The organism is Limnohabitans sp. 103DPR2, from assembly GCF_001412575.1.
In the GTDB taxonomy this organism is placed as follows: Bacteria; Pseudomonadota; Gammaproteobacteria; order Burkholderiales; family Burkholderiaceae_C; genus Limnohabitans_A.
In genome coordinates this window covers 2,825,050-2,837,699 of the sequence record NZ_CP011834.1, presented here as the reverse complement: position 1 = coordinate 2,837,699, position 12,650 = coordinate 2,825,050, and the positions used below count along the sequence as shown (strand labels likewise).

General features: G+C 55.2%; 12 protein-coding genes. 9 read left to right on the top strand and 3 right to left on the bottom strand.

Annotated elements, in window-relative coordinates; all coding sequences use genetic code 11:
• The first annotated feature begins 5 nt into the window (after positions 1-5).
• The 9 genes from ftsW to L103DPR2_RS13645 all read left to right on the top strand — a co-directional run bounded on the left by ftsW (position 6) and on the right by L103DPR2_RS13645 (position 10,363).
• Positions 6-1,280, top strand: coding sequence for a putative lipid II flippase FtsW (ftsW, locus tag L103DPR2_RS13685; protein ID WP_108257118.1), 1,275 nt, complete (start codon positions 6-8; stop codon positions 1,278-1,280).
• Entirely contained in the window at positions 1,277-2,338 is a 1,062-nt protein-coding gene (murG, locus tag L103DPR2_RS13680; RefSeq protein ID WP_055361645.1) for an undecaprenyldiphospho-muramoylpentapeptide beta-N-acetylglucosaminyltransferase, read from the top strand. The genes ftsW and murG overlap by 4 nt, the downstream gene beginning before the upstream one ends.
• On the top strand, positions 2,335-3,744 hold the full coding sequence (gene murC, locus L103DPR2_RS13675) for a UDP-N-acetylmuramate--L-alanine ligase (RefSeq protein WP_055362072.1): 1,410 nt from the start codon (positions 2,335-2,337) through the stop codon (positions 3,742-3,744). The genes murG and murC overlap by 4 nt, the downstream gene beginning before the upstream one ends.
• The gene (locus L103DPR2_RS13670; RefSeq protein ID WP_055361644.1) at positions 3,741-4,718 is read left to right on the top strand and encodes a D-alanine--D-alanine ligase; all 978 of its coding nucleotides are present in this window, start codon (positions 3,741-3,743) and stop codon (positions 4,716-4,718) included. The genes murC and L103DPR2_RS13670 overlap by 4 nt, the downstream gene beginning before the upstream one ends.
• Complete coding sequence (locus tag L103DPR2_RS13665) at positions 4,715-5,503, top strand: cell division protein FtsQ/DivIB (protein WP_055361643.1); 789 nt, start codon at positions 4,715-4,717, stop codon at positions 5,501-5,503. The genes L103DPR2_RS13670 and L103DPR2_RS13665 overlap by 4 nt, the downstream gene beginning before the upstream one ends.
• 34 nt (positions 5,504-5,537) lie before the next feature.
• Positions 5,538-6,767 (top strand): cell division protein FtsA, encoded by a 1,230-nt coding sequence (gene ftsA, locus L103DPR2_RS13660; protein WP_055361642.1) that lies wholly within the window; start codon positions 5,538-5,540, stop codon positions 6,765-6,767.
• Between the two features lie 129 nt (positions 6,768-6,896).
• Positions 6,897-8,120, top strand: a complete 1,224-nt coding sequence (gene ftsZ, locus L103DPR2_RS13655) for a cell division protein FtsZ (RefSeq protein ID WP_055361641.1) — start codon at positions 6,897-6,899, stop codon at positions 8,118-8,120.
• A gap of 80 nt (positions 8,121-8,200) precedes the next feature.
• Complete coding sequence (gene lpxC / locus L103DPR2_RS13650; protein ID WP_055361640.1) at positions 8,201-9,124, top strand: UDP-3-O-acyl-N-acetylglucosamine deacetylase; 924 nt, start codon at positions 8,201-8,203, stop codon at positions 9,122-9,124.
• A 9-nt stretch (positions 9,125-9,133) separates the two neighbouring features.
• The gene (locus L103DPR2_RS13645; RefSeq protein ID WP_055362071.1) at positions 9,134-10,363 is read left to right on the top strand and encodes an MFS transporter; all 1,230 of its coding nucleotides are present in this window, start codon (positions 9,134-9,136) and stop codon (positions 10,361-10,363) included.
• Between the two features lie 83 nt (positions 10,364-10,446).
• Here L103DPR2_RS13645 and ruvC read toward each other — a convergent pair whose 3' ends face one another.
• The 3 genes from ruvC to aroE are packed head-to-tail and all read right to left on the bottom strand — an operon-like array spanning position 10,447 to position 12,644.
• Positions 10,447-10,995: a crossover junction endodeoxyribonuclease RuvC gene (gene ruvC, locus L103DPR2_RS13640; protein ID WP_055361639.1), complete on the bottom strand. Its 549-nt coding sequence runs from the start codon at positions 10,993-10,995 to the stop codon at positions 10,447-10,449.
• A 35-nt stretch (positions 10,996-11,030) separates the two neighbouring features.
• Positions 11,031-11,777: a monofunctional biosynthetic peptidoglycan transglycosylase gene (mtgA, locus tag L103DPR2_RS13635; protein WP_055361638.1), complete on the bottom strand. Its 747-nt coding sequence runs from the start codon at positions 11,775-11,777 to the stop codon at positions 11,031-11,033.
• A gap of 24 nt (positions 11,778-11,801) precedes the next feature.
• Complete coding sequence (gene aroE, locus L103DPR2_RS13630) at positions 11,802-12,644, bottom strand: shikimate dehydrogenase (RefSeq protein WP_055361637.1); 843 nt, start codon at positions 12,642-12,644, stop codon at positions 11,802-11,804.
• Between the last annotated feature and the right edge of the window lie 6 nt (positions 12,645-12,650).

The following is a 12,650-nucleotide window of genomic DNA, read 5'->3' as shown; positions in this document are numbered from 1 at the left end:
GATGGATGGCACGTTTCACTGCTTGGAGCGCTGGCTTGTTCAGCCGCGCCGGCGGTGGTGCGTCCGTTCAGGCCGCAGGTGATGGCGGCTTGCCAGTTAATTTGGGCAGCTATGACTACGCCAAAAATGGTGCTGCGCAAGGCAAGATTCAGAACATTGACCAAGCCTTGGTGTGGGTGGTGGTGGCCTTGCTGATGTGGGGCATGATCATGGTGTACTCGGCCAGCATTGCCATGCCAGACAACCCCAAGTTTGCGCGCTACTCCCAAACGCATTTCCTGGTCCGCCATGTCATTTCCATTGTGATTGGATTTGGTGTGGCTTTGTTGGCTTTCCAAGTGCCTTTGGAAATGTGGGAAAAAAATGCGCGGCCTCTGTTCATTTTGTCTTTGGTCTTGCTGGCAGCCGTGTTGTTGCCTTTCATTGGCAAAGGTGTGAATGGCGCACGCCGCTGGATTTCCTTGGGGGTGATGAACTTTCAGCCCTCTGAATTTGCCAAGCTGGCCGTCATCATTTACGCATCCGATTACATGGTGCGCAAGATGGAAGTGAAAGAGCGCTTCTTCCGCGCGGTGTTGCCAATGGGCGCTGCTGTTGGCTTGGCCGGTATATTTTTGTTGGCCGAACCCGACATGGGCGCTTTCTTGGTGATCGCCATCATTGCCATGGGCATTTTGTTCTTGGGCGGTGTGAATGCCCGCATGTTCTTCTTGATCTTGGCGATCTTGGTGTTTGCATTTGCCATGATCATTGCCGCATCGCCCTGGCGCCGTGAACGCATTTTTGCGTACCTCGATCCTTGGGATCCCACGCACGCACTGGGCAAAGGTTATCAGTTGTCGCATTCACTCATTGCCATTGGCCGCGGCGAAATCTTTGGCGTGGGATTGGGCGGCAGCGTAGAAAAACTGCACTGGTTGCCCGAAGCGCACACCGATTTCTTGTTGGCTGTGATTGGTGAAGAGTTTGGACTGGTGGGCGTGATTGCCGTGATTGGCATGTTCCTGTGGCTCAGCCGCCGCATCATGGTGATTGGCCGTCAAGCGCTGGCTTTGGACCGCACATTCCCAGGTTTGGTGGCACAAGGTGTGGGCATCTGGATTGGATTCCAGTCCTTCATCAACATGGGCGTGAACTTGGGCGCGCTGCCGACCAAAGGTTTGACTTTGCCCTTGATGAGTTATGGCGGCTCGGCCATTTTGCTCAACATGGTGGCCATTGCCATCGTGCTTCGCATCGACGCCGAAAACAAACAGATGATGCGAGGGGGTCGTTCATGACGCGCTGCGCACTCATCATGGCTGGCGGTACCGGTGGGCATATTTTCCCAGGCTTGGCCGTGGCCGAGTCTTTGCGTGATGCGGGTTGGCGCGTGCATTGGTTGGGCGTACCCGGCAACATGGAAAGTCAATATGTACCGCAACGTGGCTTTGCATTTGAGCCTGTTGAATTTGGTGGTGTGCGCGGCAAAGGTCTGCTCAGTTTGGCATTGCTGCCTATGCGTCTGCTCAAGGCATTTTGGCAAAGTCTGCAAGTGGTTCGCCGTGTGCAGCCCCACGTGGTGGTGGGCTTGGGTGGCTACATCACTTTCCCAGGCGGCATGATGTCTGTTCTGATGGGCAAGCCCTTGGTCTTGCATGAGCAAAACTCGGTCGCGGGCTTGGCCAACAAAGTGTTGGCCGGTGTGGCCGATCGCATCTACTGCGCATTTCCAGACGTGCTGAAAAAAGGCGTGTGGGTGGGCAATCCCTTGCGTCAGAATTTCTTGAACAAACCTGCACCTGCAGCCAGATTTGCGGGCCGCACGGGTCCTTTGAAAATTTGGGTGGTGGGTGGCAGTTTGGGTGCGCAGGCCCTGAATGAAATCGTGCCTCAAGCGCTGGCCTTGATGCCTGCAGATCAGCGGCCTGTGGTGGTGCATCAAAGTGGGGCCAAACAAATTGAGGCCTTGCGCAACCATTACCAACAAGCTGGGGTGCAAGCAGAACTGACGCCTTTCATTGATGACACCGCACAAGCCTTTGCCGATGCCGATCTGGTCATTTGCCGTTCTGGGGCCAGCACCGTGACCGAAATTGCGGCGGTAGGTGCGGCTGCCATTTATGTGCCATTCCCATTTGCGGTGGACGATCACCAAACGACCAATGCGAATTTCTTGGTTCAACAGGGTGCGGGCTGGCTGATGCCACAAGCCCAGCTCACGCCTGAAACTTTGGCGGCCCGTTTGGCCAGCCTGACACGTGAAGAATTGTTGGCCTGTGCCGAAAAAGCATGGGCTTTGAAGAAGACACAAGCCACTCAAGAAGTGGTGGCAGCTTGCGAGGCATTGGCCGCATGAAACACGCCATTCGTCATATCCACTTCATCGGCGTCGGTGGCGCCGGTATGAGCGGCATTGCAGAAGTATTGTTGAATTTGGGTTACACCATCTCGGGCTCTGATCTGTCCGACAGCAGCACCTTGCGCCGTTTGGCTGCATTGGGCATCCAAACGCATGTAGGCCACAGTGCAGACAACGTTCAGGGCGCTGACGCCGTGGTCACTTCAACGGCCGTCAAAGCCGACAACCCTGAAGTGCTGGTGGCCAAGGCACGCCACATTCCAGTGGTGCCACGCGCCGTCATGCTCGCTGAGTTGATGCGCATGAAGCAAGGTGTGGCCATTGCGGGCACCCACGGCAAAACCACCACCACCAGCTTGGTGGCCAGCGTGTTGGCAGAAGGTGGACTCGATCCCACGTTTGTGATTGGCGGTCGCTTGAACAGCGCGGGCACCAATGCCAAGCTCGGAACGGGTGACTACATCGTGGTGGAAGCAGACGAATCGGACGCTTCTTTCTTGAATTTATTGCCTGTGATGGCGGTGGTGACCAACATCGATGCCGACCACATGGAGACCTACGGCCACGACTTTGAAAAATTGAAGTCGGCATTTGTTGAATTTTTGCACCGCATGCCCTTCTACGGCACGGCCATTTTGTGCAGCGATGACCCTGGCGTGCGCAGCATCCAAGACAAGCTGGCCAGGCCTGTGACCACCTACGGCTTGAAAGAAGGCGCACAAGTCCGCGCGGTCGATGTTCGGGCTGAAAACGGTCAAATGCATTTCACCGTCCAACGCCGCAACGGTGTGGTTTTGCCCGATTTGCCCATCGTGCTGAACTTGCCGGGTGATCACAATGTGCTGAATGCCTTGGCCGCCATCTCGGTGGCCGTTGAATTGGGTGTGGACGACGCGGCGGTTCAGCGTGCCTTGGCCCACTTCAAAGGTGTGGGTCGCCGCTTCCAGCGCTATGGCGAAGTGAAGCTGTTGAACCAAGCCGGAAGCTTCACGTTGATCGACGATTACGGTCACCATCCAGTTGAGATGGCCGCCACTTTGGCAGCGGCCCGCGGCGCCTTTCCAGGCCGTCGTTTGGTGCTGGCATTTCAGCCGCATCGCTACAGCCGAACACGCGATTGCTTTGAAGATTTTGTGCGCGTGATCAGCCACGGTGCCGACCACGTTTTGTTGTCCGAAGTTTATGCAGCAGGTGAGGCGCCCATCGTTGCAGCGGACGGTCGATCTTTATCTCGTGCTTTACGCATCGCAGGCAAAATTGAACCCGTTTTTGTCGATAAAATTGAAGGCATGGCGCAGGCTATTTTTGACAATGCAAAAGACGGTGACATCGTCATTTGCATGGGTGCCGGCTCCATCGGCGCAGTGCCTGCCCAAGTTCAAAAAATGGGAGGTGTTGCATGAGCAACGCACCAGCCCATTTCGGTAAAGTGGCCGTGCTGATGGGCGGTCAATCAGCCGAGCGCGAAGTCTCCTTTATGTCCGGCAATGGCGTGCTCAATGCCCTGCGCAGTCGCGGTGTCGACGCCCATGCTTTCGACCCTGCCGAACGCAATTTGGCCGATCTCAAAAAAGAAGGTTTCCAGCGCTGCTTCATTGCATTGCATGGCCGCTTCGGTGAAGACGGCACAGTGCAAGGCGCACTCGAATTGCTGGGCATCCCCTACACCGGCTCTGGCGTCATGGCCTCTAGCATCGCCATCGACAAAACCATGACCAAACGCGTGTGGTTGTCTGAGGATGTTCCGACTCCTCGTTATGTCTTGCTCAAGCAAGACAATTTGGGTGAGCAGGCGCAAGCCCATGTGATTCAAACTTTGGGTTTGCCCCTCATCGTGAAGCCAGCGAGAGAAGGCTCGTCGATTGGTGTGGCCAAGGTTACGCAGGCCAGCGAATTGCCTCAAGCCCTGAAGGCCGCCGCAGCATGCGATACCGATGTGCTGTGCGAGCAGTTCATTGCTGGCGATGAAGTCACGTGCCCTGTGTTGGGTGAAGGCGAAACAGCCCAGGCCTTGCCCGTGATTCGAATTGTGGCGCCCGCCGGCAATTACGATTACCAGAACAAATATTTCACCGACGACACGCAGTACTTGGTGCCGTCTGGATTGCCTGAATCTGAAGAAAAGGCCATTCAAGCCCTTGTCGTGAAGGCCTACCAAGTGCTGGGTTGCAAAGGTTGGGGCCGTATCGACGTGATGATCGATGCGCAAAGCCGCAAGCCTTACTTGCTAGAAATTAACACCTCACCCGGCATGACGGGTCACTCCTTGGTGCCCATGTCAGCCAAAGCGGCGGGCATGGATTACGAAAGTCTGTGCATGCACTTGTTGGCCCATGCGGGTCTTGAGCACTCTTTGTCAGCTGGGGGCTTGGCATGAAAAAGCCGCTGGTCTTGCCCATGGATGTGCGCTTGATGCAATGGACGTCAGGATTGATGTTTGCCCTGGCCCTCATCATGTGCGTGGCCAGTGGCATTGGCTGGTTGTTGCGCCATCCTGCTTTCTCCATTCAAGGCATCACGGTGCGCGGCAATGTGACGCACAGCAATGCAGTGACATTGCGTGCCAATGTGTTGCCGCAATTGACAGGCAACTTCTTCACTTTGAATTTGCTGCAAGCCCGTCAAGCCTTTGAGCAAATTCCTTGGATTCGTTCGGCGCTGGTTCGCCGCGAGTTTCCCAACCGTTTGTCGGTCACCTTGGATGAATTTCAGCCTGTGGCGCAATGGGGCACGGAAGGTGATGGCAAGTTTTTAAGTGCCGAAGGTGCCGTGTTTGAAGTCAATGCCGACGATGTGGACAGCGATGCATTGCCCACCCTGAAAGGGCCCGAGTCGCAGGCGAAAACGGTGTTGGAAATGTTCCAGTACCTCAAGCCTTTGATGGCCAAGATGGACATGCCACTGGACAGGTTGGAGCTCAGTCAGCGTGGCAGTTGGTCTGCCCAACTTGAGTCGGGTGCCAGCTTGGAATTGGGGCAAGGCACGCAACAAGAGTTGGGTGACAGATTGAAACTGTTTTCGAAAACATTGACCCAGGTGGCGTCTCGCTACGGCCGCACCACCACGTCATTGTTGTCGGCAGATTTGCGTTATGAAAGTGGTTACGCCTTGAGGTTGCGGGGCGTCAGCACTTTGGCGGTAGATGGTTTGAAAAAACCTTGATCGATTGAAGATATAGACAAGAACGGTTGGACATATGGCAAAAGAATACAAAGATTTGGTGGTCGGTCTCGACATTGGCACGTCCAAGGTCATGGTCGTCGTGGCCGAGGTCATGCCAGGTGGAGAATTGAAACTGGCAGGCATGGGCGTGGCCCCAGGTAATGGTTTGAAACGCGGCGTGGTGGTCAACATCGACGCCACGGTGCAAAGTATTCAGCAAGCTTTGAAAGAAGCCGAGTTGATGGCGGATTGCAAAATCACACGCGTCAACACCGGCATCACTGGCAGCCACATTCGCGGTTTGAATTCAAGTGGCATGGTGGCGGTTAAAGACAAAGAAGTCACGCCAGCCGATGTGGCGCGCGTGGTTGAAACAGCGCGTGCCATCAACATCTCCACGGACCAGCGTTTGTTGTTGGTCGCACCGCAAGAATTTGTGATCGATGGCCAAGATGTGAAAGAGCCCATTGGCATGAGCGGCATGCGCCTTGAAGCCAAGGTGCACATCGTGACCGGCGCTCAAAGCGCCGCAGAAAACATCATCAAGTGCGTGCGTCGCTGCGGCTTGGAAGTGGACCAGTTGCTGCTCAATCCTTTGTCTTCCAGCTTGGCTGTGTTGACCGAAGACGAGCGTGAGTTGGGTGTGGCCTGCGTAGACATTGGCGCTGGCACCACCGACGTGGCCATTTTCACCAACGGCGCCATTCGCCACACGGCGGTGATCCCGATTGCAGGCGATTTGATCACCAGCGACATTGCCATGGCTTTGCGCACCCCTACCAAAGATGCAGAAGACATCAAGGTCGAAAGCGGTTGTGCCAAACAATTGTTGGCCGATCCCGAAGCTCAAGTGGAAGTGCCCGGCTTGGGCGATCGCGCACCGCGCATGCTGTCCAAGCAAGCTTTGGCTGGCGTGATTGAACCCCGCGTTGAAGAAATCTTCTCGCTGGTCCAGCAAGTCATTCGCGAATCAGGTTACGAAGAGGTCTTGTCGTCCGGCATTGTGCTCACTGGCGGAAGCGCAGTGATGCCCGGCATGGTGGAACTGGGCGAAGACATTTTCTTGAAGCCCGTTCGCCGCGGCGTTCCCAAATACAACGGCGCGCTGTCTGACATGGTCAGCCAGCCCCGCGTGGCCACCGTGATGGGCCTGATGGAAGAAGCCCGTTTGGCCCGCTTGCGTGGCTTCAAAGTTTCGCAGAAGAAGGGTTCGATGAACAACGCCTTCACTCGCTTCAAAGATTTCATCGTGGGTAACTTCTGATGGATTGGCGCAAACTTTACTTGGCAAGGGGGAGTCCACATCAGCGATGTTGAAACCCTTTTAATCCAACAAAAATAAAATTTTCAAAAATCAATATTTAGGCAACTGCAACAGTTTTAGGAGAGCACCATGAGCATTGAAATGATCCAAGTCGAAGAGTTCAATCAAGGAACGCAAATCAAAGTGATCGGCGTGGGCGGCGGCGGCGGCAACGCTGTTGAGCACATGATCGAGCGCAACGTTCAAGGCGTTGAATTCATTTGCGCCAACACCGATGCACAAGCATTGGCACGCAGCGCAGCGCACCGCTTTATCCAACTGGGTCATACCGGCTTGGGTGCAGGTAGCAAACCAGAAAAAGGCCGTGATGCTGCAGAAGAGGCTGTGGAAGACATTCGCGCAGCCATCGAAGGTGCGCACATGTTGTTCATCACAGCCGGTATGGGCGGCGGCACAGGCACTGGCGCTGCACCGGTGATCGCACGTGTTGCCAAAGAGATGGGCATCCTGACCGTGGGTGTGGTCACCAAGCCTTTCGACTTTGAAGGCGGTCGCCGCATGCAAAGCGCCGAAGCAGGTTTGGCCGAACTCGAAGCCAACGTCGATTCATTGATCGTGGTGCTCAATGAAAAGCTGATGGAATTGCCAGGCGGCGAAGACATGACCCAAGACGAAGCTTTTGCGCACGCCAATGACGTGCTCAAAAATGCGGTGGGCGGTATTGCAGAAATCATCAATGTGCCTGGCCACGTGAACGTCGACTTTGAAGACGTGCGCACTGTCATGGGCGAACCCGGCAAAGCCATGATGGGTACAGCTTCTGCCAGCGGCCCAGACCGTGCACGCATTGCTTCTGAGCAAGCAGTGGCTTGCCCATTGCTCGAAGGCATCGACTTGTCTGGCGCCAAAGGCGTGTTGGTGTTGATCAGTGCAGCCAAAGGCTCCCTCAAATTGAGCGAGTCCAAGCAAGCCATGAACACCATCCGTGCCTATGCTTCTGAAAGCGCACACGTCATTTACGGTACAGCTTATGACGAAAGCCTCGGCGACGAAATTCGCGTGACCGTGGTGGCCACTGGCTTGTCAAGCCAAGGTGCTCGCCGTACAGCGCCCCCATTGCAAGTTTTGCGCACAGGTACCGACAACGTGCCTTTCACTGTAGACACTGGCGATGCTGTGTCCCCCACACTGGGTGGTCAAAACGCCGCCTTGGGTGGTGACTATGGCCGTTTGAACACACCTAGCGTATGGCGCACCAACCGCACGCAGGCTGCTGCCAAAGTCGACGGCATGGCCTCTGCTGGCATGGACGACATTGAAATTCCAGCCTTCTTGCGCAAGCAAGCTGACTGATTTTCAATTGGCATCGCGTCAGAGTGGGTCTGCAAAACCCTCTTTGTGCAAGCTTGGGCTTGAGAATTTAAAATCAGCCCATGCTTGCTCAAAGAACCCTTAAAACCCTCACCCAGGCCGTGGGTGTGGGTTTGCACAGCGGTCAACGGGTTGAGCTGACCCTGAGGCCCGCGCCAGTCGACACCGGCATTGTGTTTCGACGTGTCGATTTGGCCGAACCTGTCGACATCCACATCAATGCACTCAGCGTCACAGACACGCGATTGGCTTCCACCATTTCCAGTGGCCAAGCCAAGGTGCACACGGTTGAACATTTGATGTCTGCCTGCGCAGGCTTGGGCATCGACAATCTGATCATCGACATCACGGCTGAAGAAGTGCCCATCTTGGATGGCTCAGCTTCTTCCTTTGTGTTTTTGTTGCAAAGTGCTGGCATCGAACTTCAAAAAGCACCGAAAAAATTCATCCGCGTGCTCAAAACCGTTGAAGTGCGTGAAGGTCAAGGCGAGAACGTCAAGTGGGCCAAACTCGAACCCTACGACGGTTATCGCCTGAGCTTTGAAATTGAATTTAAGCATCCCGCAGTTGACTCCACAGGTCAGCAAGTGGTGTTTGACATGGGACGCGATGTCTATGCCCGCGACATTGCGCGGGCTCGCACTTTTGGTTTCACCAAAGACGTTGAAATGCTGCGCTCCAATGGCTTGGCCTTGGGCGGCGGCTTGGACAATGCCATTGTGATGGACGACTACAAGGTCTTGAACAGCGATGGTTTGCGTTACGACGATGAGTTCGTGAAGCACAAAATTTTGGACGCCATGGGCGACCTGTACATCATTGGCAAACCTTTCATTGCCAGCTACACCGCTTTCCGTTCTGGCCATGCCATGAACAACCAATTGCTTCGCGCCTTGCTCGATCAACCCGATGCCTATGAAATCGTCAGCTTTGACGATGTCAAAAAAGCACCCGAAGGATTTGCCTTGCCTGTGCGTGCTTGGTAATTGCAAGGCATGAACACGGCTGCCCAGTCTTCTTTGCGCGATTTGCTGTCGCACCAACCCTTCTTGCGTTTTTGGCTGGCGCGTTTGGCCGGTATCTTGGCCACGCAAATGTTGATGGTGGCTTTGGCCTGGCACATGTACGAAATCACGGGCAGTGCCTGGGACCTGGGTTTGGTGGGCTTGTTTCAATTTGTACCCGCGCTGATCTTGACATTGCCTGCTGGGCAAATTGTGGACCGTGTTCACAAGGTCCACATCTACGCCACGTGCATGCTGGTCCAAACAGCCGTGGCCGGTTTGTTGGTTTGGGGCACCGCCACCGATCAAGTCACGCGCGAGTTGGTGTTGTTCATCTCAGCTGTGCTGGGCATGGTGCGCTCTTTTCAAATGCCCACACAACAAGCACTCACGCCGCACTTGGTGCCCAGTCATCTTTTGCAACGCGCAGTGGCCTTGAGTTCCACAGGTGTGCAAACAGCCGTCATTGGCGGGCCTGCGCTGGGCGGTATTTTGTACGCCATGCATGTCAATGCGGTGTATGTCACGTGTGCAGCCTGTTTGTTCATCGCCTTTTTATTGGCCTTGACGGTTCGCTACGAGCATAAGCCTTCCAAAGCAGCTGCTGATTTGCGCAGCGTGTTGGCAGGTGCTCACTTTGTGTGGCATCACAAGGTCTTGTTGGGCGCCATTGCCTTGGATTTATTTGCTGTGCTGCTGGGAGGCGTCACAGCGCTCTTGCCCATTTATGCCAAAGACATTTTGCACACAGGGCCTGAAGGCTTAGGGCTCTTGCGCTCATCACCTGCTGTGGGTGCTTTGTTGATGGCAGTCGTATTAACGCAGTGGCCCATCGAGCGGCGCGTGGGCCGTTGGATGTTGATTGCCGTGGGCGTGTTTGGTTTGGCCAATTTTGTATTTGGCATTTCAACGCACTTTGTGTTGTCGATGGCGGCTTTGATGGTGGCCGGCGCTGCCGACAACGTCAGCGTGGTGACGCGCCTGACGTTGCTGCAACTGGAAACACCCGATGACATGCGTGGCCGGGTTGCCGCCGTCAACTCGATTTTCATTGGTGCTTCCAATCAGTTGGGCGAGTTTGAGTCGGGTACGACAGCGGCCATGTGGGGGCCCGTTGGCTCAGCGATTTTTGGGGGCTTGGCCACAGTGGGGGTGGCCGTGGCTGCAGTGAAGTTCTTCCCCGAGTTGGCCAAGCGCGACCGCATGGTCATGCCCAAGTAAAACAGCCCTGACACATAGCCTTCAAGCGAACTTGCGCAATGTGGCAACTGCCAATGGGTTCAGTTGCTGAATGACTGCGCTGCTTAATGGCTTCTCCCATCACGGTACATGCCGTGGGTCTTGCGATTGAGCACATCCAAGGCAGCCAGCTTGTTCATGGAGGGACTGGCATGGGCATGCGTGATGGCCAAACCCAGCGCATCGGCTGCATCGGGACCCGGCACCGAAGGCAACTTCAGCATGCGTTTCACCATCTCTTGAATTTGTGACTTGGCGGCACGGCCATGTCCGGTGATGGCCTTTTTCATTTGCAAAGCGGTGTACTCGGCTACAGGCAAATTGCAAGTCACCAAAGCTGTGACGCAACAACCGCGCGCTTGTCCCAATAGCAAGGTGGCTTGCGGATTGACGTTGACGAACACAATTTCGACCGAGGCTGCGTTCGGTTGGTAGCGCTGGTTGATTTCGACAATGCCGTCGTAAATCACCTTCAAGCGATTGGGCAAGTTGCCTTGCTGAACTTTGTCCGTGCGAATCACGCCACTGGCCACATAGGTCAGTTTGGAGCCGTCCATATCAATCACACCAAAGCCAGTGGTTTGAAGGCCGGGGTCAATGCCAAGAATTCTCATGGGTGGATTGTGATGGCTAGAGGGTGAGAGGTGACTCAGGGTAGCGCAACATCGTTCATGCGCGCCATGATGGTTTGCGCACGGTCGCTGAGGTAGACCGATTGCGGCAGCTTTTCAAAGTAGCGGGGTCGCGGCAGCATCACGGCCAAGCGGGCAGCCTCCCATTCGGTGAGCTGGCTGGCAGACTTTTGAAAATAATGCCGCGCTGCTGCTTCTGCGCCAAACACGCCGTTGCCCCATTCCACATGGTTCAGGTAGAGCGTGAGAATTTTCTTTTTGGACAAGAACGTTTCCAAGGCCACCGTGATGACCCATTCTTGACCTTTGCGAATCAGGGTTCGCTCACCACTGAGCAATAGATTTTTTGCCAATTGCTGGGTGATGGTGGAGCCGCCCACAATTTTGGGGGCTACCACTTTGCCATTTTTCTTTTGCGCAGCCTGCGCTTCTAGTTTGGCTTGGGCTTTGGCATTTTTGCTCCACGCTTTTTCCACAGCATCCCACCACACGCCGTTGTGGCTGGTGAAGGCGCTGTCTTCGGAGGCCAGCACGGCGCGTTTGAGCGGTTTGGCGATTTGCTCTGAAGGCATCCAAGTTTGGCGCCACAACAAGCGACCTTGGCTGCTCACAATTTGCCAGGCTTGTGAACGTTCAAATGCGGTAGAGGAGGGATCGACCACCGCCATAAAACCCACGCGTCCAATGAAAAACAATTGCAACAAGACGAAGCCAGCCAATAGCAACAAAAGCCATTGTTTGAATGCGTAGAGTGCGTAGCGCATGAATGACGTTGTTGAAAGAGAAGATCAGGACTGCGCCAACAAGGCGCGCAGCTCGGCCAAAACAGGTGCTGTAGGCGGACGGACGCCACGCCAGACATAGAAGGATTCGGCGGCTTGCTCGACCAGCATGCCCAGCCCATCACGCGCTTGTGCGCCATGTGCAGTGGCCCATTGCATGAAGCCTTGTGCCGCAGGGCCGTACATCAAATCGCAAGCCATACCGCCTTGTTTGAGAACACTGGGAGGCACGGGCACTTCGCCTTGATGCAAGCTGCTGCTGGACGCATTGATCACCACATCAAAGGACTGACTGAACAGTCCTTCGTGTTGCAAACTCAAGGCTTGGCAGTCGACCCCTTGCTCAGAGGCCAATGTGGCATGTCGTTGCACCAGTTCCGTGGCTTTCTCGGCCGTTCGATTGCAGACCCAGAGTTGGCGCGGTTTTTCGCACAGCAGGGGCCCTAAGACGCCAGCCGAGGCACCGCCCGCACCAATCAACAAAACGCTTTTGCCTTTCAGCTGACAGCCCGCGTTGCGAACCAAGTCGGTGACCAAGCCTAAGCCGTCGGTGTTCTCGCCATAGATGGTTTGTCCGTCAAATTTCAAGGTGTTGCAAGCTTGCGCCAGAAGTACACGGGGACTGGAGTGGGTGGCCAATGCCGCAGCTTCTGTTTTGAAGGGCAAGGTGACGTTGCAACCTTTGCCGCCTTGGTGTTGGAAGGCATGCAAGCTGTTGGCAAATCCGTCCAGCGGCGCTTTTGTCATGTGATACACCAAACTTTGATCGGTCAGCTGCGCAAAGCGTGCGTGGATCCACGGCGATTTGCTGTGTTCAATGGGATGGCCGAAAACGCAGTACGTGTCCATGCAATT